Origin of the sequence: Actinopolymorpha pittospori, assembly GCF_014873875.1 — a bacterium.
Taxonomy (GTDB): Bacteria; Actinomycetota; Actinomycetes; order Propionibacteriales; family Actinopolymorphaceae; genus Actinopolymorpha; species Actinopolymorpha pittospori.
On record NZ_JADBEM010000001.1, the window covers coordinates 216,494 to 235,971 of the forward strand.

Here is a 19,478-nt window from a genome sequence, read left to right on the forward strand (position 1 = left end):
GACACTCCAGATTCTCCCGATCCAGAAGGCATTTCTTCTGCTCCGACCCGCCGACGATCAGCTACCCGTCCACGGATTCTCAATGAAGTTGTCAAGCCGTTCGAGCTGCAGGCGTGTCGAGTTCGAAGAGCCGGTTGTCGCGGAGTAGAGCCCACAGGACGTCGACGCGGCGTCGGGCCAACGCGATGAGTGCTTGGGTGTGTTTGAGTCCCTGTCCACGCTTCTTGAGGTAGTAGGCGCGGTTGGGTCCCTCGCGCATCATGGCCGCGGAGGCGTAGAGGTAGAACACTCTGCGCAGCTTGCGTGAGTAGCGCATCGGCCGGTGCAGGTTCCCGGTGCGTCGTCCGGAGTCACGCGGGACGGGGACGAGCCCGGCAGCTGAGGCGAGCCGGCCGGCGTTGGCGTAGCCGCTCAGGTCCCCGGCTGCGGTGATGAGCTCGGCGCCCAGGATCGGGCCCATGCCGGGGAGGGACTCGATGATCTCGGCCTGAGGGTGCGCGCGGAAGGTGGTGGTGATGCGAGCGTCGAGATCGGAGATCCGAGCGCCGATCGCCAGGATCTGGACGGCGAGGTCGGCCACGATGCTGGCCGCGACGTCTTGCCCGGGCACAACGGTCTGCTGGGCCTTGGCCGCGGCCAGGGCAGCGGCTGCGATCTGGTCAGCGCTGCGGACGTTGCGCTTGACCAGCCATGCCCGCAGCCGCGACTGCCCGAGACGGCGAATCGCCTCGGGGGTCTGGTAGCCGGTCAGCAGAGCCAGCGCGCCGCGGCTGTGGGCGTAGCCAAGGACCGTTCCAGGGCAGGGAAGTAGCCGCTGAGCACGTCGCGGAGCCGGTTGACCATGCGGACCCTGTCGCCGACCAGGTCGGTGCGGTGAGTCACCAACAACCGCAGCTCGCTCACCAGCGAAGTGGAGACCTCCACCTCCTGCAGATCGCTACGGTGTCGAAGCGTCTCAGCGATGACGTACGCATCGCGGGCATCGGTCTTCGCCTCGCCCCGGTAGGCGCCCGCCATCTGGTTCACGGTTCGACCAGGCACGTACCTGCCGCGCTGACCGTGCGCCGCCAACAGTGCCAGCAGGAGCCCCGACATGGTCCCGGTGACGTCGACTCCCCACACGACCTCCTCAGCCCGAGCGAGCACGCTGCCAACCGCGTCGAGGATCGCAGCCTCGTCGTTGATGACCCTCGCCGACCAGACGGTCGCCCCGTTTTCGTCGATCAGACAGACCCAGTGATGACCCTTGCCGACATCGACGCCCACCCAGCCGAACGGGATCCGCTTCTTCATCAACTTCTCCTTCGAGCACACGAACATTGCCGTGGCCCGAAGGACTCCCCGCCGACAGATCCGTAAACAGCGACCAGAACGCGCATCTCAATCAGCAGTCAAGGCGCCCCAGGAGGAGCCGGGCGGCCAATCCATGGGAGCCATCAAGGGCGATCAAGGCTCAGCCACACCCAGCCCTCCCGGGCCAACCAAGAACTTACGGATCGAGGCTAAGGTCGTGCGGGTGGGACGTTCTCGGCGGGTCGCGGGCATGGCTGTACCTTCGTGGGCTCCTGAGCGGTGGCCAGGTTGGTTCGCGCCACGGGCGCAACCGTTCGTCGTCGACGGCCTGCCGCCGCACGACCGTGCGGCTCTTCCCACCGCCGTCGTTTCACCGACCAGTGGCGAGGTTCGTGACTCGTTCTGGATCTACGACCATCGCCCTCGGGTCTGGTTGACCGAGGCCGACTTCCACGGGCTCGACAAGGGGCTGAGGACGCGCCTGGTACGTGGCCAACTTGGCGTCCACGAATCGGTTGGGGTGGTACGCATGGCGCCGGTCGCGGTACGGGATCGGGCACGCGCCCAGGCCGACGGCCATCGGTTCGTCTGGTGGCCCACCCTGGTGAAACTGGCCGGGCTCGAGCCCATCATCAGGCTGATCGAGTGCGGTGTGGTCTCGAGCCGGCACCGAGAGGTGCCCGCTCGGGTCTGGCGTCAGGCGGCGGCTGTCCTACCCCACGCCCGCGACCTCGCGGGCACTGTGCCGGAGGGCTCCGGTCCCAACTGCTTCGGCACCGTGATGGCCGCCGCGGGCGTGCCCGGTGCGGCGCGGGAGTGGATGCGGCAGGAACCGTTCGCGGAGTGGCTCAGCACCCACACCCGCCCCGGTGGCCGTGACGAGGACCCTGGAACGGTGTTGGTGTGGCACGACCAGAAGGGGGCCCCTGTCCACGCGTCCGTCACCCTCGGCGGTGGCTGGGCACTCAACAAGCCCTCCCAGGCGTGGGTCAGCCCTCGCTTCGTCTGGACGGTAAGGGACGTCGTCAACCATTCCCGTCGACCCGGCTGTCGCCTCAGGCGACGCACTCTCACCGGCTGATCCGGGTTCTAAGTGAGACACGGCGCGTGATTGCCTCATGCATCTCCTGCATGCGCGACGGTTCTGCGTCGCCCGGTGCGCCAGAGCGCATCTTGGTGGGTGGTGTTGCGGTCGGCCGCGCCGTCGATGGCGACGGAGTTTGCGTGGCCGAGCGCGATGGACTTCCCAAGACCGGACATAATACCCCCTCACCACTCGGGGTCGGCGGCGCGAGCGGGAGGGACGTCCGACCCTGGGGCGACGAAGGAGATCATCATTTCGAGGCACCAGCGCCACAAGATCGGCCACATGGCAACCCGCGAGGACCTGGTCGCCCGGCAGCTACCGGTGGCCGACGAGGCGCTGCCGGTGGTCCAGCACCAGACGGCCGGACTTCACTGGCCCCAGTACGTCAACAAGCACCGACTCATCGGCGGACTCGTGGCGGGCTTCGCGGCCCTCCACATCGCCGACATGATCGGCTACTGGCTGCCCGGCATCGGCCTGCCGAAGTTGGACTTCGCCTCCTTCAACGGCTCCATCCTCATGCCCACCGCCGCCGCTACGCCGCAGTGGTTCGAGGGGCACATCTTCCACACCTTCAACGGCATCGTGTTCGCGCTCGGCTACGCGCTGCTGATCTTCCCGCGGCTAGGTAAGACGCTGACGACCGCGCGCAACGTCGGCCGTGGAGTCGCCATGGGTATGGTCCTGGCAACGCTGAGCTGCCTGTGGTGGATCCCGACGCAGTTCCCGGATCTGCACGCGGGCTTCATGTCACACAACCTCGGCTGGGACCTCGTCCTCGGCGTCTACGTGTGGCACCTCGCCTGGTCGCTCGCACTCGGCTTCTTCTTCAACCCGCAGGACTGAACACCACACCGACGACGCTCACTCGGCTGCCGGCCACGCCTCGAGCAGGCCGGCGCCACCCGCACGCAGATCCGCGTGGAGGCGTACGCCGGCGGCCGGGTCGGCGTCCGACCGCAGCGTCAACCGCCGCTCGCCGGGATCAACGGACGCGAGACCCCCACCGAGCACCAGAGAGTCAGTGACAATCTCGGCCAACAGGACCACCTCGAGGACACTCCCGCCCTCGGCCACCTTCGTACGCTCGAGCGGGGTTGCCCAGATCAGCCGGCTCTCGACGACCACGAGACGCCGCTGAGTAACCAGCACTGTGACCTCGCCACCGGCACGACATACCAGCTCGGCGGCGAACGCGATCCGCTCGTCATCCTCCATGAACGTTGCGAGCGCACGGTCGACCACCTCGGTCGGCAGCGGCTCGACGGTCTCGGCCCTGCGTGGCACGGGTGGTCGCGGCACCTCGCCTCCCCAGCTCGTGTCGACCTCGGGCAGGGCGCCCGCGGTCCGAGCCGCGTCCAACAGCGTGGGGAAGAAGTCGTGGAACGCCTCCGCGTCACGGATCCGCATCGTCGTGGTGAGCTCACCGCCCGCGGGCCCGCCGGCCGTCCTCGCCGTGACGACGAAGTCGCCGAGGCTGGGCTCGATCGGCCGGCCCGCGAAGACGACGTACGCGAGCGCCACCGCAGTCACGCGCTCGCGGGCCTCGAAGATGACCCGCCGGTCGGTGACGAAGGCGAAGCCCGCGGCGTTCCCCTCGTGCGGGAAGCGCACCGCAACTCGCGCACGCGGTCGCTCCCCGGGCTGCATCACCGACTTCACCAGCAGCCAGTCGCGCAGCTCCGCCGCGATCGCTCGGCCACGCTGGGTAGCTGCCCGGACGTGGAGATCTTCCAAGGCACGGTCACCTACCGCGATACTGACTGATTTCCTGCGGAAACGCACGGGCCAGCAGGTTAGACCGTCCGCGTACCTCCTCGAAAGGCGGCCGAAGGGGCGGCGGTCACGGCGTCATGCTCAGATGGTCGCCGCGTGCTCGATTGGCGGGACTCAGACGCAGCCCACCCGCCTGGCCCGGACCATCGCCAACGACGACGACGACGCCTTCGCCGATGCCTTGGCATGGATCGCTGAGCACGCCCCGGGTCCGCGTGTGGTCGTCACGTTGGAGACAGGTGGGGAAGGGTCGCCGCGCGACGGCTTGCCGCCCAGACCGCGAGTGCACAGGCGGCGAAGGCTGCGCCGAGGATGCTGGAGCCGGCCCATCCGGAGCCGGCGAACACGGCGGTCGTGGTGGTCGCGCCGATGGCGGAGCCGAGGGAGTAGAAGACCATGTAGCCGCCGATGACGCTGCTGGTGCGGTGCGGGTGGGCCATGGTGAGCAGGTGTTGGTTGCTCACGTGCACGGCCTGGACCGCGAAGCCGAGCACGACCACGCCGATGACGACGAGCCACAGCGACCACGACGCCTGCCCGATGGCCAGCCATGAGGTGGCGAGGAGGACGAGCGCTCCGCCGGTCACGGCCCTCGCGAATCCGGTGTCGGCCCAGCGTCCCGCCCGGGCGGCGCCGAGAGCACCGGCCAGTCCGGCAAGACCGAACAGGCCGATCTGCGCCGTGCTCAGATGCCACGGGGCGGCCGCCAGGGGCAGCGCCAGGCCGCTCCACAGCGTGCCGAAGGAGGCGAACAGGAAGAACGCGATCAGCCCGCGCGAGAGGAACAGGCGCTCGCGGAACAGTCCGCCCAGCGACCTCAGCACCCCTCGATACGTGGCGGGGTCGGCGCGCGGGTCCGGCGGCAGGGCTGTCAGGACGAGGCACGCCAGTGTCACCAGGAGCACGGCGAGCGCGAGGTACACGCTGCGCCAGCCCCACATCGTGGCGAGTGCGCCGGCCGCGACACGTGCTCCGAGGATGCCGATGACGACGCCGGAGGTCACCACGCCGAGGTTGCGTCCACGTTCCCCGGGTGTGGACAGGGCAGCGGCGTAGGCGACCGTGGTCTGCACGACGACCGCGAACAGGCCCGCGACCACCAGCCCGACAAGCAGCGCCCAGGTCTGAGTGGCGGTCGCGGCGAGCACCGCCCCCACCGCGGTCAGCAGAAGGTGCCCCGCGATGAGCTTGCGCCGATCGACCATGTCGCCCAACGGGACGAGAACGGCCAGCCCTGCCAGGTAGCCGAGCTGCCCGGCAGCGACGATCCATCCCAGGCGAGCGTCCACGCCCAGATCGCTGCCGATCTGGGCGAGAACCGGCTGCGCGGCGTAGATGCTCGCGACGGCGACCGCGCAGACCGCGGCGAACAGCGTCCTCCGGCCGTGGGTCAGGCCCATCCGCCCTCCTCGAATCAGTAGCAGTTTGCAACTGATTCGAGGGTAGGCAAGAATGGTTTCAATCAGCAACTCTTCGGGAGGCGTGATGACTCAGGCCGCGATCAGTGCCGAGGATGTGACCTGGACCGACCCGACCTGCCCGGTGGGGCGAACCCTCGACCTCGTCGGTGACCGTTGGAGCCTGCTCATCGTCCGCGACGCCATGGACGGCGCGCGAGCGTTCACCGACTTCCAGCACAGCACCGACATCGCCCGCAACATCCTCACCGACCGGCTCCGCCGGCTGGTCGAGCGCGGCATCCTCGACCGGCAGACCGCACCGTCAGGCAGGCGGCAGATCTACACACTCACCCCCGCCGGGCGCGACCTGTTCACCGTCATCGTCGCCCTGCGCCAGTGGGGCGAACGCCATGCCTTCGCCCCCGACGAGGCCCACTCCGTCCTCGTCGACGAGCGCGATCTCCCGCTTGCGGAGCTTCGGCCGATCAGCTCAGGCGGCAACCCCGCCGACCTCGACACGACCTCGGTGCGAAAGGTTCGCTGACCCGAGGTTGGCTGGTCAGTCTCGGTCGCCGCCCTTGCGGGAGCGCGCGTCGCGGTACGGGGGCCGCCAGGCGGGGAGGCGGCGTGTCTGCGCGTCCGATGAGTGGCGCGCAGGGGCAGACCGGTCGGTGAGATCGTCCTCCAGTCGCGGCAACACGATTATCAGCAGGACGATGCCGCCGATGAGCGCCCCGAGAAGTTCGAGGCTCTGGTCGAGATCGCTCCACATCGAGGAACTCCTAGCCAGTCGACCATCTGTGCTTTCAACGTATCAGGTTAATGTAACGTACGTAACATGAGCGTGGATGGGTCGGAGCGAGACTGGCTGCTGATCACGGTGTCCACCGGGTCGGCCGGGTCGCTGCGGGTTCACGTCTGGCGCACCCTGCGCAAGCTCGGCGCGGTCTACCTGCAGCAGTCGGTGTGCCTGCTGCCCGACCGACCACCGGTCGCCAAGACCATCGCCCGGCTCGCTGCCCGGGTGCGTGACCAGGGCGGCCAAGCCCGCGTACTGCACATCAGGGTGAGCGACGACAGTGAGTTGACACGGCTGATCGAGCAGCAACGCGCCGACCGCGACACCGAGTACGCCGAGGTCGTCGAACGCGCCCCAGAGTTCCTGGCAGAACTGGAACACGAGACCGCCCGCGGCCGGACGACCTATGCCGAGGTCGAAGAATCCGAAGCCGACCTCGAGCGGTTCGACAAGTGGCTGGCCAAGATCGCCGCCCGCGACTACTTCCACGCCGACAGCGGCACCGCCGCCCAGGCCGCAGTCGAGCGATGCCGGCAAGCCCTGGCCCGCTTCGAAGCCGCGGCCCTCGCCACCGAGACCAGTGAACCGGTCGGCAACCCACCCGCCCACCTTCACGCCATCAACAACGACGACTAGAAGCCGCGAGCAAGCCCAGGAATCCAGGAGGACATCGTGCCGACGTGGCTGGAGATCGTCATCGGAATCGTGGCAGCGGTCCTGGTGTGCTGGCTCCTACTCGTCGCCGCGATGTGGACGGCCAAACCATCCGGCCCGCTCCTCAAGGAAGCGCTCCGGCTGCTGCCCGACCTGCTCCGACTGCTGCGGCGCCTCGCCGCCGACAACACCCTGCCCCGCGGTGCGCGAATCCGGCTGGCCCTCCTCATGGTCTACCTGGCCATCCCCATCGACCTGATCCCCGACTTCATTCCCATCCTCGGCTACGCCGATGACGCCATCATCGTCACCCTCGTCCTACGCTCCGTCGTGCGCCACGCCGGTCTGGACGCCGTTCACCGACACTGGCCCGGCACGCCCGACGGCTTCACCGCCCTCACCCGACTCACCCGTCTGAACCACAGACACGTCCCATCCGACGGCGACGCCGCCAGCTCTCACCCCAGCGGCGCCAACGACAGTGGCGTGCAGGCTTCCCGGCCCGATCTCGACGCATGAGGCGCGGCTTTGCGCGGACTGGTGCACGGGTTCGATCCCCAGGCGGCCCGCCGTCACCCGACTAGGGCACATGCCGCGATTGGCGGCTTGGGTCACCGATCTGTTGTCAATGGTTGTGTTGGCGGCCAGGCCGGCGAAGGCGCGCAGTGGGTGGCGTACGCGCAGCTCCGTCCGCCGGCGCGGCAACTCGTTTCGGGTACTCGTCCACGCCGAGCGGGACGCGCTGACCGGAAAGGACAGCCACCTCACCGAGTCGATGCACCCAGTCCAGCCCGTGGTCGAGTCTGGCGACGACCGGCTCGCGAAGGTCAGCGCTCGCGTCCTGGAACAGTTCTGGGCGCAGCTGCGACGCCGCCGAACCCGGTGCAACGGCAAGGCCTACCTCGAGCACTTCACGGATCAGTCGCACGAGTGCAACCGGCTCGGCAGGATGTCGCTACGTCAGACCTCGCATCTCGTGGCGCTCCCGAGCTAGTGCCGACCGCCACCTGAGGTAGCTGCGGCTAGTAGGAGTGGTCGCAATCGTGTCTTGCTTGCTGCCTGGACCAGATTGGTGGCGGACCGGCGAAAGACCAGGTTGACGATGATCGTGACGGCGGCTCCGAGGAGGAGACCGGCGGCGACGTCATGTGGATAGTGCGCGGCGATGTAGACCCGCGCGAAGGCGAGGCTGAGTGCGGCGATGCCGGCGAGGATGCCGAGTCGGCGGGAGACCATCCACACTCCGGCCATCACCGCGCCGGCCATGACCGCATGGTCGGACGGGAAGGAGAAGTCGGCGCTGCGGTGTGCCAGGACGAGGATGCCGGGGTGCGTCGTGTACGGGCGAGGCTCGTGGATCGATGTGACGATGGGTTGGTTGAGGGCGACCGCGGTCAGTGTGGAGACGCCGGCCAGGACCGCGGCCGCTACCCGTTCTGGAGGACCGGCGCGTCGGGCGGTCCACCAGCCGGCGAGCAGCAGTAGCCCGAAAAGGACCGGGGCGAAGTTGGCATAGCCGGAGACGACGCCATGTAGCCACGGGGTGACCACGGCTATGTGGTTGATCTTTTCGAACAGGGACTCGTCGACGGCCATCCGACCACCTACAATCATCGTAGTAGGCTACTACTACATTTTTTGTAGGTTCAGGAGGGCATATGGCTGTCCCGCGACGTCGGCACGGTGACCTCGAGCAGGAGATCCTGGCAGTCCTTGCCAGCGTTGACGCCCCGATGACCCCCGCCGAGGTGCGCGAGGAGTTGGGTGACGCCTTGGCATACAACACGATCACGACCGTGCTGAGCCGGCTGTTTCGTAAGGGTGAGGTCACCCGTGAACTCGTTGGGAGGGCATACGCCTACCGCGCCGTCCAAGAGCCGGCGGCGGTGACGGCGTTCCAGATGAGGCAGCTACTGGATCATGACCAGAACCGAGCCGCCGTGCTCACCCGCTTCGTCGGAAGCCTGTCCACCGAGGACGAGGCACTGTTGACCCGGTTACTAGGCCCGACCGGCGAGGACGACGCATCGTGACTGACGCCGTGCTCTTGGTGCTTGCCTGTGTCGGCTCATTCGCCGGATGTGCGCCCCGGCTGGCTCGCAGCCTGCACCCCGCGCTGGCGATCAAACTGCTGGTGCCAGCCAGCGCGATCATGACACTGGCTGGATGGTTCGTGCTGGCAGTCTCCGCGTTCACCTGGGTGGGGCAGCAACCGGAAGTCGCCGAGCTGGGTCCATGGTCGCCGCGGGCTCTGCACGTGCAGACACCGATCGGGCGCGGACCGGCGATCGGCGCTCTCGTCGTCCTTGCCGCGACCGGTGCCTGGGCGCTCCCACGTGTGACGCGAACGATCCAGGCACTGCGAGCCGTGCGACGCGCGGAACGCGAACTCCCCACGACCGCCGCGCTGGTCGTGCTGGACACAGACATCCCGGACGCCTTCACGACCCCCGGTGCCGGCGGGCGAATCGTCGTCACACGAGGGATGATGCGGCGTCTGAGCGCCGATGAAAGGTCGGCGCTCCTGGCGCACGAGCGATCCCACCTGGGGCACCGGCACAGTTGGTGGATCCTGATCATGGACCTGACCGCGGACGCCAACCCTCTCCTCACTCCAACTGCCCGGGCGGTGCGCCTCACGACGGAGCGGTGGGCCGACGAGGACGCGGCGGCCGAACTGGGTGACCGGCCACTGGTTGCCCGCGCCCTGGGCCGCGCCGCCCTCGCACGCTCCTCCTACAAGGCGCACGCCGCGGCCGGGACGACTGCGGCCACAGGCGGTGATGTGCCCAGCCGGGTCCAGTCGCTGCTTCACCCGCCCGTCTTCCACCTGCGGAGGGGACTTGCTGTCCTTGCATCCTTGTTGATGTTGGTCTCGGCTGGGAGTGTCACCGTCGAACGGCAGGGTGAGCATCTGTTCGAGAGTGCCGGCGCATCCTCCGCCCATGACAGGTTCGGCACCCATGGCACCCGACTGGTGAGTGAGCACCCTCACATCCCGACGAGCCAGCCGGGAGGGGCGGTGCGACCGTGACGACGTTCAAGCCACACGACTGGCTCGATCGGACGTTCGAAGTTGGGATCATCCTCAAGGGACTTGACGGCCTCCTCGAACTCGTCGGGGGCGTGCTCCTCCTCCTGGCGGCACCAACGACCATCAACCACCTCGTCATCGCCATGACCCAGCACGAGATCTCCGAGGACCCACACGACCTGGTCGCCACCCACCTTCTGCACATGGCGGCTGCGATGAGGACCTCGACAGTGCACCTCGCCGTCGCCTACCTGCTGGTCCACGGGATCGTCAAGGTCGTCCTCGTAGCGGCACTGCTGCGGGGCAAGCGCTGGGCCTATCCCTGGATGATCGGCGTCCTCATCGCGTTCATCGTCTACCAGCTCTACCGCATGGTGTTCGCCCCCACGGTCGGACTCGCCGCACTGACCGTCTTCGACGCGGCCATCGCATGGTTGACCTGGCGCGAATACCGCAGAGGACCCGTGGCGGATCGAAGGCGGTGACCACTGCCCATCGCGGATGGCCCGCAGCGTCGTGGCGCGTGGGCCGCCAAGTGCGGTGTGGTGTCGGTGACTACGAGGTCGCTCGTGCCCTCGCTCCCGGTGATGTAGATCCGATCGTTGGCATCGTCCACAAGAATCTCACCGGCCCAGGAGGGTGAGTCGAACGCCGGCAGCGGAATCCGGATGTCGGCACCGGCATCCCCGTCAGCAGCCGAGAACCGAGCCGACAAGTGCCCGAATGAGTTAACGGCGCCCGAGTCGATATGGTCACGCGGAGCCCGGAACCGGACAGGTCGCAATCTAGGCATGGCGCGGCTGAGTGATCAGCGCAGGTTTCGGCTCAACCGGTCTTGTCGAGGTCGGTTTGGCTCGTCGGGTCGATGTGGTTGCCTGGTGGCGTTACACCGTCTGGCTGCGCTCGACGGATGATCGCGCGATGTTTGCCGCCAGTGGATAGCGATGTTTGCCGCCAGTGGATAACAGGGGCGGTTCGTCGTCGGCCGGACGCATTTCTATGCCCAGGCACACGTTCCGATGGCCCCCGCCATGCCCAATTGGAATCGGCGGACAGCCGGCTGGCTCCGGCCTATGACCGTTTCTGGTCGCCGACGCGTCACGTTGTTGTGCAGGTGAGTTCACCGCGGTCGAACGGCATTTGCCGAACGTTCGACTGCTCGCGTCTTCAGCGCCATCCGCTCTCTCTACGTTCCTTTTTGCCCGCCAAGGCATAAAGGGGATCGACATGGACAGAACTCCCGCGGTCCAAGCCCGTGGCATCGCGAAGTCCTTCGGCGGGTGAACGGCTACTTCCAGGTGCGGACCCCGTACGGGGACGCACCGAACCCTCTGTGGCAGTTCGACGGGAACGTCGATCTGCTCGCCTCTTCCCGGAAGGGATGATTGATGCAAGTCACACGTCAGCGCCGGCGCGCCCCGAAGGTCCAGTTCGGACTCTTCGGTGGACGCACCGGAAGCCGAGTCCGCCTGGTGGCGGCCGGCACCGCTACTCTGGCCGTCGCCGGCGGGGGAATCTCCTACGCCTCGACCGACGCGTTCGGTACGCAGCATGTCGGTGAGGAGACCGACAAGGGCCTGGTCGTCTCCAGCGACCAGTACGTCAAGCCCATCGGTGAGCGTCTGGTCATCAACAACGGCAAGATCATGTCGTCCTCCCTCAGCCCGGACGGCACCCACGTCGCGGCGTCGGTCACCGATGGTGGCTCGGCGCTTGCGATCGTGGATCTGAAGGACTGGAAGGTCCAGCAGTACGTCAGCAACGCGGCGTCCTCGACCCCGCGCCTGGGCGGTAACGACGTGGGCCAGGAAGGTCCGACGTACTCCCCTGATGGTTCGCAGCTGTGGCTGGGCCAGACCGACGGTTACACCAAGCTGACCGTGAACGCGGACGGCAGCGTCGCGAACCCGACGTCGATCAAGATTGCGGCGGACGGGGCCAAGCACGCGCTGGTGGCCGAGGCTGTGTTCTCCCCCGACGGCAAGACCGTGTACTCCGCGGTCAACGGCCAGAACCGCGTGGTCGCCATCAACACCGCGACCGGCGCCATCGAGCAGAGCTGGGCCGTTGGTATCGCCCCCCGTGACATGGTCATGGTCGGGAACAAGCTCTACGTCAGCAACGAGGGCGGCCGCCAGGCCAAGCCCGGCGAGACCACACTCAACTCCTACGGCACCGAGGTGCCGGCCAACGCCGAGACCGGCGCGACCACGACCGGTACGGTCAGCGTCATCGACCTGGCGACCCCGGATGCCACCCCGACCAGCATCGACGTGGGTCTGCACCCCACCGCTCTGTACGCCAAGAACGGCGCGGTCTTCGTCACCAACACCAACAGCGACACCGTGTCAGTCATCGACACCGCGGGCGGCGCCGTCGTGCAGACCGTCGCCACGCAGCCGTGGCCGGAGGCCTCGGTGGGCTACCAGCCGAACGCGGTGACGCTGACCGACGACGGTCACCTGCTGGTGACGCTCGGCCGCGCCAACGCGGTCGCCGTCTACAAGTACACGTCCCCGCTGGAGCCGGTCAGCTACGTCGGCCTGCTCCCGACGGACTACTTCCCCGCGGAGATCACCACCGTCGGCAACGACGTGCTGGTCTCCAACACCCGTGGTATCGACGCCCGTCGTAAGGCGGACCCCGCCGGCCACGGCACGCACGACACGACGTCGAGCCTGCAGCGGTTCACCCTGCCCGACGACAACACCATCAAGGCCCAGACCAAGGTGGTCTTCGAGCAGAACGGCTGGGACAACAACCCGTTCAAGGAATCCACCAGCAGCTCCAAGCGGGCCGTGCCGGTCCCGAAGAAGCTCGGTGACCCCTCGACGATCAAGCACGTCTTCCTGATCGTCAAGGAGAACCGGACCTACGACCAGGTATTCGGCGACGACTCACGCGGCAACAGTGACCCGTCGAAGCTCCAGTACGGCGAGAACGTGACGCCGAACCAGCACGCGCTGGCCAAGCAGTTCGGGCTCTACGACAACACCTACGACGTCGGCACGAACTCCGCCGAGGGTCACAACTGGCTGATGCAGGCCGACGACCCGGAGTACACCGAGTCCAGCGCCGGTGAGTACCTGCGCAGCTACGGCACCTCCGACGACGCCCTGGGTCGCCAGAAGTCGGGCTTCATCTGGACCGGTGCGCAGTCGGCGGGCCAGACGGTCAAGGACTACGGCGAGTACCACTCGAACCTGCGCAAGCCGTCTGGTGCGAGTTGGCAGAACCTGTACTGCGACACCAAGAACATGCGGGCCACCGGCGCAGGCACCGCCTACCCGATGGTGTCGGGGTCGTCGATCCCGTCGCTGAACAAGGTGTCGGTGACGGACTATCCGCAGTACGACCTCAGCATCCCGGACATCTATCGGGCCGAGATCTTCAAACGCGACTTCGAGAAGAACGGCCCGGCGAACCTGAACCTGATACGGCTGGGCGACAACCACACCGGTGGTCCGCCGAGCGGTCCGGCTCAGGTCGCGGACAACGACCTCGCCGTCGGCCAGGTCATCGACGTCATCTCCCACAGCAGGTACTGGAGAGACTCCGCGATCTTCGTGGTCGAGGACGACACCCAGGCCGGCACCGACCACATCGACGGCCACCGTGGCCCGATCCAGGTCATCAGCCCCTGGGCCAACCACGGCAACGTCGACAGCCACTACTACACCCAGATCACGATGATCCGCACCATCGAGCAGATCCTCGGGATCAAGCCGATGAACCAGAAGGACACCGCCGCCACCCCTATGGCGTCGGCCTTCACCACCAAGCCCGACTACCGCCCCTACAAGGCGCTGCCGAACCGGACCTCGCTGACGCTCGGTCTCGCGACTCAGCCCAGCTGTGGCCCGGACACCCCGGCTCCGCAGAACCTGAACGCCGCGCCCGTACCGTCGGGGACGGTGCCGACGGCCATGAAGGCGACCGCGGCGAAGTGGGACGCCTGGAAGAAGCACCAACGGCTCACCGGACCCCTCGCCAGGGCCGACTGGGCCAACCCCGACCAGATGAACCGCTTCTCATGGTACGAAGCGCACGACTGGACGAAGCCCTACCCCGGTGACAAGAAGATCCTGACGCCGGAGCAGGTGCCGGGACGGTACATGCCGGCACCGGACACCGACGGCTGATCTCAGGACACACCTACAACCGACACGACGGCCCGCCGGAATCTCCGGCGGGCCGTCCGTACAAACCGGGCCTGATCCAGGAGTTCGGCGACGGCCGCGGTCACGTACAGGTCGAGGGTGGCCAGGTTGCGACTGCGGGGCTGAATGCCTCAAGGGTGGAGTGCATCGCTCCTCCGTCACCTGGCAAGCGCCGTCACCTGGCAAGCGCCGTGCGGAGGAATGCGAGGACCTCCGCACGGGCGGCCTCGGGCCTGTGGTTCCACACCGGGCATGGCGAGGAACGCGTGCTTCGCGCCCGGGTATTCGGAAAGCCGCACGGGCGTCCCGGCCGCGCGCAGCCGTTCGGTGTAGCGGCGGCCGTGATCGGCGACCGCGTCCTGGGTGGGCACCACCACGAGCGCCGGGGCGAGCCCGCTCAGGTTGTCGGCGTACAGCGGCGAGAACGCGCCGGCGTCGGTTCCCGGCGGGACGGCGAGCCGCTGGAAGAGCCGCAGTTGCGGCAGAGCGCGGGTCGGGCTGTATGCGTACTCGGCGACCGAGGCGTAGTCGAACATCGTCTCGGTCACGTCGACTGCGGGGTTGACCAGCACCTGCGCCTTGAGCTCCAGGCCGGCCTCCCTGGCGCGGATGGCCGTCAGGGCGCTGACCAGCGCCCCGAAGCTCTCGCCGAAGACGGCCGTGCGCGCCGGGTCGACGCCCCACTGCGCGGCGTGCCGCAGCAGGTGGTCGAGCACGTCCCAGCCGTCGTCGGCGGCGTTCGCGAGTGGGCTGTCGGGGGCGAGGAGGCGGTGCTCGACCGAGACGACGAGCGCGGGCAGTCGGGCGGCGAGGTGACTGTTGGTCCAGTCGCACTGCACCGCTGTGCCTACGAAGCTGCCGCCGTGGACATGGACGACGAGCGGCAGGTCGGTTCGGGGGGCGGCTTCGTCGTCTCCCGTCGGTGCTGGCCGGTACACCCGGACCGGGAGGTTGCGGGCGGGCAGCGCGATCCCCTGCCAGTCGATCGCGGCGCCGGGGTCCGGCTCTCCGGTGAGCGCCCGCGCCGCTTTGGTGGCTCGGAAGCGATTCTCCGCGTCGCGGTAGGCGATCAGTTCCTCAGCCGTTAGCGCCTGCGAGTCCGGCTCCTGTGGCCGCGTCGCGGCAGTGGCCTCGCTCATGTATTCGTGTCCTTCCTCGACGGGCAAACTCGACGTCCCCATTACGCGCGCGGTGCGTGCAACGGCAAGTGCATAGGTTCGGCTGAGTCCGTTGAGAGGGGCGAGATGGCAGGCAGAAGGCGCTGGTCGACCGAGGAGATCCTGGACGCGGCGGCGGAGCTGCTGCGCACGAGCGACGCCGAGTCGTTCAGCGTGCGCAAGCTCGCCGCGGCGCTGGGAACCGACTCCTCCAGCCTCTACCGGCACTTCCGCAACAAGACCGAACTCCTGCGCGCGGTCGCCGACCGGATCCTGCTGGCCGCCATGGACGGCTACCGCCCCGAGGGCGACTGGAAGCAGCGGATCACCGGCCTGGCCATGCGCCTTCGGGAGGTCTTCGGCGAGCAACCTCAACTCGCCGCGATCTGGGGACGCTATGCGTCAGGCGGCACCGGATCCCGGCTGGTCATGGAGCACCTGCTGCAGGCCCTGCGCGCGTCGGGCCTGCACGAGGAGGAGATCTCGGTGCGCTACCACCGGATCGTGGTCCTCCTCGCCGCGCTGATCGTCTCCGACGCCGGTGTCAGCACCGTTACCCCCGAGGAGTACGAGCAGGGCATGGAGCAGTTTCGCGTCGCGGTCCTGGGCGCCGACCCGAACGCTTCCCCGCCCTGGCCCACTTCGCCCGCGACGTCCACCCCCTCGGCGCCGACCGCCGCGCCGCGTTCGAAGAGATCCTCACGGCCCACCTCGCCCACATCGAGGCCCAGATCCCCTGACGGACAAGACCCTCCGTGAGGTCGATACGGTGGGCACACGTTCGATCGTGGAAACTCATGAGCGGGGCCGAGTTGTCGGGTGACAAGAAGCAGGACCGGGCACAGATCGAGCAGGCGGCACGCAAGATCGCCGGCAGGGACTATCCGCGCTTCAAGGCAGCGGTCCAGTACGCGAAGGAGTACACCACCCTCGGTTCACACGCGTTCGGCTATGCCGCATCCGCGCTGCTGGCGTCGCAGTACCGGCTCGCGCGCGACAGTCAGGTCCAGAACCTCGAGGACGGACTGAGGAGGCTCGAGGAACTGATCGCGGGCATGACCGAGGTGGCCTATCGGATGTCGGTCACCGAGGCCGCGAACACCATCGACCTCACGAAGGTCCGGCAGGTCAGGGTCGGGAGACCAGTTGCCAGCGTCACCGAACCCGCCCCGACCGGGGGTTTCGGCCTCCGCGCGATGGGGACCGCGCTGCACCTCCTTCCGACGTGGCAGGTCCCGGCGGCGCTGAAGTCCTCCTTCGGCCGACTCATGATCAGCGGCCCGACGTTCACCACCATGGCCTCTGTGTCACTGTGGTTGGGCGTCCTCCCGGACGACCAGGAGATCTCCGAGGTCCAGTCCGCATGGCACTCGGTCGCCACCGAACTCGAGATGGTCGTGGTCCTTTCCTACTCGCAGGCGAGCCTTGAAGAAGGTGTGCTGCCCCGATCGGTCTGAGACGATCATGCTCGCGACGCCTTCGACGCCTGGGTGGCAGGCTTCCAGCTCGAGGTCGTCCAGGCGGGCACCGAAGCACGCCAGGTCGTCAGTGCCCTCGAAGACACTCTCGAGAACATCCGTGAGATCCAGTCGATGATGAGCAGCTTTGACTGGGGGACGGCGGGGGCGTTGTTCGCACTCTTCGTAGCGGGCATGGTTCCGGCGTACACGGCGCCGGCACGGATTGCGCAGCAGGTCATCGCGGTTTTGAACGGCGTCGCGACCGGCGTCACCGTCGGCGCGCTGGTCACCGAGGTGGGCAGCTACGGCTCAATGATCGTCGGGGTCATGAAGCCCGGGAAGTTCCACAAGCTCAAGATCTACAACGAGCCCGGCCAGAAGTACGGCATCGACCCGGTGAACGACACCTTCGTCGATCTCGACATCGACTGGCTGACGTCGTCGTCCTGACCAGACGACGCACCCATGAACGTCGACCGAGTCCTCCTGGGCTGCGACCGCGGACACGGCGCCGGCCTCTACGTGCACGACCTCGGCTACCACGCGATACTGGACGAGGCCACGGGGTGAGCGACGGCGTCTCCGTCAGTTCTCGCGTTCAGTCGTGCTGGCTGGGGTCCTGCCAGAAGAAGGTCTCCGGGTCGTAGACCGCGGGGGTGGGGTGGTGCCACGGGTTGGTCCATCCGCCGAGGGCGAGGTTCTCTCGCCTTGGTACGTTCCTGAGATCGTCGCGGCCCAGGAGGACGGTCGGATAGTTCGCCACGCAGCCCATCAGGAACGGGCCCTCCCCGATGTGGATCTTGAAGACGTCCCAGAAGAGCTTCGTACGCTTCAGCTCGTCGACCTCGACCTGCGCCCGGCTGTACAGGCTCCACAGCCGGTCGATCGTGTCGCCCGTCTTCCGGGAGCAGCCACGGCGGGCGCCGCTTCCACGGGTCGACGGCCTTTTCCTTCTCCATCGCTTCCGGGTCCCGGGCCTTGAGCATGAACGCCTGACCGTGCAGCGGCGCCCAGTGCGCCGGCTCGCCCGGGATCACCCATCCCGGGTAGACGAGGGGCGCGTTGTCGCCGACCTCCCAGGCGGGCTGACTCATCAGTTCGCCTCTCCTCCACTGATCGGGGTAGGTGGCCGGTGGGAGCGGGTTGATCTGGACCTTGATCCCGACGGCCTCCCAGTCGCGCCTGAGTAGGTCGTTCTTCTGGACGTGCTCGGTGCTGGCGTCGGCCGGGTAGTCGATCCGCACGACGAGCTTCCCGCCGCTGAGCAGCTCTCGGTACCCGTCGCCGTCCTTGTCGACGACGCCGATCTCGTCCAGCATCGCCTTCGCCGTCGACGGATCATGTGCGATGTAGGAGTCGCGCCACTGCCGGTAGATCTGACGGCCCTGGTCGTCGATCTGGAACGTGGGCCCTTTGGGGCTGAGCGTGCCCGTTGTGGTCTCGCCGGTGTTGAAGTAGATGGACTTGCGGGCCTCCTCGCGGTTGAATCGGCCTCCACCCGGTCCTCGACGGCGGCGAGCCGTAGCTCCTCCAACCGGACCACGACCGCGGCGGCGTACGGCACCTCCGACACCTCCGCCAGCGCCGGCCCGCGCCACAACGCCAGCGCTTCCCGCAACCGTCGTCCGGCGAGACCAGCCTCGCCAGCACGCAGTGCGCGTCGCCCCTGCGACGCCAACCGCTCGAACCGATGGACGTCCACGTCGTCGGGCCGAACCTCCAGCAGATATGCGCCGCCCTCGAAGCGCAGAGCGGTGCCGTCGGGCAGCGCCTGCCTCAACCGGGAAACCGCCGAATACAGCGCCGCACTCGGATTCGCCGGCGAGCGCTCCGGCCACAGGGCCCGCACCAGGGCCTGCGGCGGCACCGGGCGCCCGGCGTCCAGCGCCAACCGGATCGTCAACGCGCGCAGCCGGGCACCGCCAAGCTCGACCAGACAGTCGTCGGCCCTCACCTGCAGCGGTCCTAGCATCGCGACGCGCATACGGTCACTGTGCCAGCATCACACCAGCCGACACACTGTGGAGGGCCGGAACATCACGCCCGCAGGAAGCGCAAGATCCGCTCGGCAATCACGGGATAGTCACTGCCCCGCTCGCCCGCCGAACCTCAGCCCCAAGCCGCTCGATCCGGCTGGCCACCGTCACCGGGTTATGCCGAGCCCCAGACGCCGCGGCCGCCGTCGTGGCCGTCGCCGGCGCCCGCTCGGCGCGCTCCTAGTGCTCGATGCTGGCATCGATATGTGAACGGATCTGCTCCGCGTCCTGCTCTGCCCGCCGCTGCGAAATGATGACCGACCAGGATCGGCTGACCGAAGAGGGATGTGGTCGGGATCCCAGGGTAAGCAGCGTGCCGGACATCCGCCTCCGCCTGCGAGTACTGCCACGGCCAGATGTGGGTCGACGACGAGAACGGTGACCTTGTGCGTTGCCCTGCCTGCGCCCCCACGACCGCTGAATGGAGCCCGACCGCATGACCGCGATCGAACCGATCACCGAGCAGGACGCCGACGTCGTGATCCTGCTGCACCGAGATGACTACTACAACGCCGAGGACCATCCCGGTGAGGCCGACCTGACCGTGGCCAAGGACCGCTCGGGACCGGCCGGGGGCCGCCTCGGTCGCAGCGGCCCTGCACCGGTCGACGTTCCGCAACAT

General features: G+C 67.9%; 19 protein-coding genes and 4 pseudogenes. 14 read left to right on the plus strand and 9 right to left on the minus strand.

All coding sequences use genetic code 11. From position 1 onward, the window contains the following. Nucleotides 1-91: 91 nt before the first annotated feature. Nucleotides 92-1,293, minus strand: a pseudogene (locus tag HEB94_RS01070) (IS110 family RNA-guided transposase). A gap of 250 nt (nucleotides 1,294-1,543) precedes the next feature. Here HEB94_RS01070 and HEB94_RS01075 point away from each other — a divergent pair. Beyond that, nucleotides 1,544-2,374: a hypothetical protein gene (locus HEB94_RS01075; protein WP_192748225.1), complete on the plus strand. Its 831-nt coding sequence runs from the start codon at nucleotides 1,544-1,546 to the stop codon at nucleotides 2,372-2,374. Between the two features lie 288 nt (nucleotides 2,375-2,662). Further along, the gene (locus HEB94_RS01080) at nucleotides 2,663-3,226 is read left to right on the plus strand and encodes a hypothetical protein (RefSeq protein ID WP_192748226.1); all 564 of its coding nucleotides are present in this window, start codon (nucleotides 2,663-2,665) and stop codon (nucleotides 3,224-3,226) included. A gap of 18 nt (nucleotides 3,227-3,244) precedes the next feature. Here the strand turns inward: HEB94_RS01080 and HEB94_RS01085 are convergent, their stop codons facing one another. Both HEB94_RS01085 and HEB94_RS01090 read right to left on the minus strand, forming a co-directional pair. After that, a complete protein-coding gene (locus HEB94_RS01085) occupies nucleotides 3,245-4,117 on the minus strand; it encodes a hypothetical protein (RefSeq protein WP_192748227.1) in 873 nt (290 codons plus the stop codon). Between the two features lie 263 nt (nucleotides 4,118-4,380). Further along, nucleotides 4,381-5,556: an MFS transporter gene (locus HEB94_RS01090; protein ID WP_192748228.1), complete on the minus strand. Its 1,176-nt coding sequence runs from the start codon at nucleotides 5,554-5,556 to the stop codon at nucleotides 4,381-4,383. An 85-nt stretch (nucleotides 5,557-5,641) separates the two neighbouring features. Between HEB94_RS01090 and HEB94_RS01095 the strand changes: the two genes are divergently transcribed. Beyond that, a complete protein-coding gene (locus tag HEB94_RS01095) occupies nucleotides 5,642-6,100 on the plus strand; it encodes a winged helix-turn-helix transcriptional regulator (protein ID WP_238361375.1) in 459 nt (152 codons plus the stop codon). A 15-nt stretch (nucleotides 6,101-6,115) separates the two neighbouring features. On the opposite strand, the gene HEB94_RS01100 is transcribed toward HEB94_RS01095, so the two are convergent. Then, complete coding sequence (locus HEB94_RS01100) at nucleotides 6,116-6,328, minus strand: hypothetical protein (protein WP_192748230.1); 213 nt, start codon at nucleotides 6,326-6,328, stop codon at nucleotides 6,116-6,118. 66 nt (nucleotides 6,329-6,394) lie between these two features. Between HEB94_RS01100 and HEB94_RS01105 the strand changes: the two genes are divergently transcribed. The 3 genes from HEB94_RS01105 (at nucleotide 6,395) to HEB94_RS01115 (ending at nucleotide 8,003) form a co-directional block, all read left to right on the plus strand. After that, complete coding sequence (locus tag HEB94_RS01105) at nucleotides 6,395-6,991, plus strand: Chromate resistance protein ChrB (protein WP_192748231.1); 597 nt, start codon at nucleotides 6,395-6,397, stop codon at nucleotides 6,989-6,991. Between the two features lie 36 nt (nucleotides 6,992-7,027). Continuing rightward, nucleotides 7,028-7,528 carry a YkvA family protein gene (locus tag HEB94_RS01110; protein ID WP_337917431.1) on the plus strand — a complete coding sequence of 167 codons (501 nt, stop codon included), beginning with the start codon at nucleotides 7,028-7,030 and terminating at the stop codon, nucleotides 7,526-7,528. Between the two features lie 70 nt (nucleotides 7,529-7,598). Further along, nucleotides 7,599-8,003 carry a hypothetical protein gene (locus HEB94_RS01115; protein ID WP_192748232.1) on the plus strand — a complete coding sequence of 135 codons (405 nt, stop codon included), beginning with the start codon at nucleotides 7,599-7,601 and terminating at the stop codon, nucleotides 8,001-8,003. Here the strand turns inward: HEB94_RS01115 and HEB94_RS01120 are convergent. Beyond that, nucleotides 8,000-8,623, minus strand: a complete 624-nt coding sequence (locus HEB94_RS01120) for a phosphatase PAP2 family protein (RefSeq protein ID WP_202896037.1) — start codon at nucleotides 8,621-8,623, stop codon at nucleotides 8,000-8,002. The two genes, HEB94_RS01115 and HEB94_RS01120, sit on opposite strands and share 4 nt — an antisense overlap. Nucleotides 8,624-8,667: 44 nt before the next feature. On the opposite strand from HEB94_RS01120, the gene HEB94_RS01125 reads away from it, so the two are divergent. The 4 genes from HEB94_RS01125 (at nucleotide 8,668) to HEB94_RS01140 (ending at nucleotide 14,185) form a co-directional block, all read left to right on the plus strand. Next, nucleotides 8,668-9,042: a BlaI/MecI/CopY family transcriptional regulator gene (locus tag HEB94_RS01125; RefSeq protein ID WP_192748233.1), complete on the plus strand. Its 375-nt coding sequence runs from the start codon at nucleotides 8,668-8,670 to the stop codon at nucleotides 9,040-9,042. Beyond that, nucleotides 9,039-10,043 (plus strand): M48 family metalloprotease, encoded by a 1,005-nt coding sequence (locus HEB94_RS01130; RefSeq protein WP_192748234.1) that lies wholly within the window; start codon nucleotides 9,039-9,041, stop codon nucleotides 10,041-10,043. The genes HEB94_RS01125 and HEB94_RS01130 overlap by 4 nt, the downstream gene beginning before the upstream one ends. After that, complete coding sequence (locus HEB94_RS01135) at nucleotides 10,040-10,528, plus strand: DUF2127 domain-containing protein (protein ID WP_192748235.1); 489 nt, start codon at nucleotides 10,040-10,042, stop codon at nucleotides 10,526-10,528. The genes HEB94_RS01130 and HEB94_RS01135 overlap by 4 nt, the downstream gene beginning before the upstream one ends. A gap of 903 nt (nucleotides 10,529-11,431) precedes the next feature. Next, nucleotides 11,432-14,185, plus strand: a complete 2,754-nt coding sequence (locus tag HEB94_RS01140; RefSeq protein WP_192748236.1) for an alkaline phosphatase family protein — start codon at nucleotides 11,432-11,434, stop codon at nucleotides 14,183-14,185. A gap of 176 nt (nucleotides 14,186-14,361) precedes the next feature. On the opposite strand, the gene HEB94_RS01145 is transcribed toward HEB94_RS01140, so the two are convergent. After that, complete coding sequence (locus tag HEB94_RS01145; RefSeq protein WP_202896038.1) at nucleotides 14,362-15,342, minus strand: alpha/beta hydrolase; 981 nt, start codon at nucleotides 15,340-15,342, stop codon at nucleotides 14,362-14,364. Nucleotides 15,343-15,447: 105 nt separating this feature from the next. Between HEB94_RS01145 and HEB94_RS01150 the strand changes: the two genes are divergently transcribed. Genes HEB94_RS01150 through HEB94_RS01160 form a run of 3 tightly spaced genes read left to right on the plus strand, consistent with a single transcriptional unit; the run spans nucleotide 15,448 to nucleotide 17,270 of the window. After that, nucleotides 15,448-16,119 carry a TetR/AcrR family transcriptional regulator gene (locus tag HEB94_RS01150; RefSeq protein ID WP_202896039.1) on the plus strand — a complete coding sequence of 224 codons (672 nt, stop codon included), beginning with the start codon at nucleotides 15,448-15,450 and terminating at the stop codon, nucleotides 16,117-16,119. A 38-nt stretch (nucleotides 16,120-16,157) separates the two neighbouring features. Beyond that, the gene (locus tag HEB94_RS01155; protein WP_192748237.1) at nucleotides 16,158-16,817 is read left to right on the plus strand and encodes a hypothetical protein; all 660 of its coding nucleotides are present in this window, start codon (nucleotides 16,158-16,160) and stop codon (nucleotides 16,815-16,817) included. 33 nt (nucleotides 16,818-16,850) lie between these two features. Beyond that, nucleotides 16,851-17,270, plus strand: a complete 420-nt coding sequence (locus HEB94_RS01160; protein ID WP_192748238.1) for a hypothetical protein — start codon at nucleotides 16,851-16,853, stop codon at nucleotides 17,268-17,270. A 148-nt stretch (nucleotides 17,271-17,418) separates the two neighbouring features. Here HEB94_RS01160 and HEB94_RS53225 read toward each other — a convergent pair whose 3' ends face one another. The 3 genes and pseudogenes from HEB94_RS53225 to HEB94_RS54135 all read right to left on the minus strand — a co-directional run. Then, complete coding sequence (locus HEB94_RS53225; RefSeq protein ID WP_337918594.1) at nucleotides 17,419-17,583, minus strand: hypothetical protein; 165 nt, start codon at nucleotides 17,581-17,583, stop codon at nucleotides 17,419-17,421. Nucleotides 17,584-17,974: 391 nt separating this feature from the next. Beyond that, nucleotides 17,975-18,418, minus strand: a pseudogene (locus HEB94_RS54130) (ABC transporter substrate-binding protein); the annotation flags it as partial. Next, nucleotides 18,361-18,804: pseudogene (locus tag HEB94_RS54135) on the minus strand (AfsR/SARP family transcriptional regulator); the annotation flags it as partial. The pseudogenes HEB94_RS54130 and HEB94_RS54135, both read right to left, overlap by 58 nt. 512 nt (nucleotides 18,805-19,316) lie before the next feature. On the opposite strand from HEB94_RS54135, the pseudogene HEB94_RS54140 reads away from it, so the two are divergent. Then, nucleotides 19,317-19,424, plus strand: a pseudogene (locus HEB94_RS54140) (DnaB-like helicase C-terminal domain-containing protein); the annotation flags it as partial. Between the last annotated feature and the right edge of the window lie 54 nt (nucleotides 19,425-19,478).

Excerpts from the sequence above, each read along its gene's own strand:
- HEB94_RS01075 (WP_192748225.1), top strand. The coding sequence starts at position 1,544 with ATGGCTGTACCTTCGTGGGCTCCTGAGCGGTGGCCAGGTTGGTTCGCG.
- HEB94_RS01080 (WP_192748226.1), top strand. The coding sequence starts at position 2,663 with ATGGCAACCCGCGAGGACCTGGTCGCCCGGCAGCTACCGGTGGCCGAC.
- HEB94_RS01090 (WP_192748228.1), bottom strand. The coding sequence starts at position 5,556 with ATGGGCCTGACCCACGGCCGGAGGACGCTGTTCGCCGCGGTCTGCGCG.
- HEB94_RS01095 (WP_238361375.1), top strand. The coding sequence starts at position 5,642 with ATGACTCAGGCCGCGATCAGTGCCGAGGATGTGACCTGGACCGACCCG.
- HEB94_RS01100 (WP_192748230.1), bottom strand. The coding sequence starts at position 6,328 with ATGTGGAGCGATCTCGACCAGAGCCTCGAACTTCTCGGGGCGCTCATC.
- HEB94_RS01105 (WP_192748231.1), top strand. The coding sequence starts at position 6,395 with ATGAGCGTGGATGGGTCGGAGCGAGACTGGCTGCTGATCACGGTGTCC.
- HEB94_RS01115 (WP_192748232.1), top strand. The coding sequence starts at position 7,599 with ATGCCGCGATTGGCGGCTTGGGTCACCGATCTGTTGTCAATGGTTGTG.
- HEB94_RS01120 (WP_202896037.1), bottom strand. The coding sequence starts at position 8,623 with ATGATTGTAGGTGGTCGGATGGCCGTCGACGAGTCCCTGTTCGAAAAG.
- HEB94_RS01125 (WP_192748233.1), top strand. The coding sequence starts at position 8,668 with ATGGCTGTCCCGCGACGTCGGCACGGTGACCTCGAGCAGGAGATCCTG.
- HEB94_RS01140 (WP_192748236.1), top strand. The coding sequence starts at position 11,432 with ATGCAAGTCACACGTCAGCGCCGGCGCGCCCCGAAGGTCCAGTTCGGA.
- HEB94_RS01145 (WP_202896038.1), bottom strand. The coding sequence starts at position 15,342 with ATGAGCGAGGCCACTGCCGCGACGCGGCCACAGGAGCCGGACTCGCAG.
- HEB94_RS01150 (WP_202896039.1), top strand. The coding sequence starts at position 15,448 with ATGGCAGGCAGAAGGCGCTGGTCGACCGAGGAGATCCTGGACGCGGCG.
- HEB94_RS01155 (WP_192748237.1), top strand. The coding sequence starts at position 16,158 with ATGAGCGGGGCCGAGTTGTCGGGTGACAAGAAGCAGGACCGGGCACAG.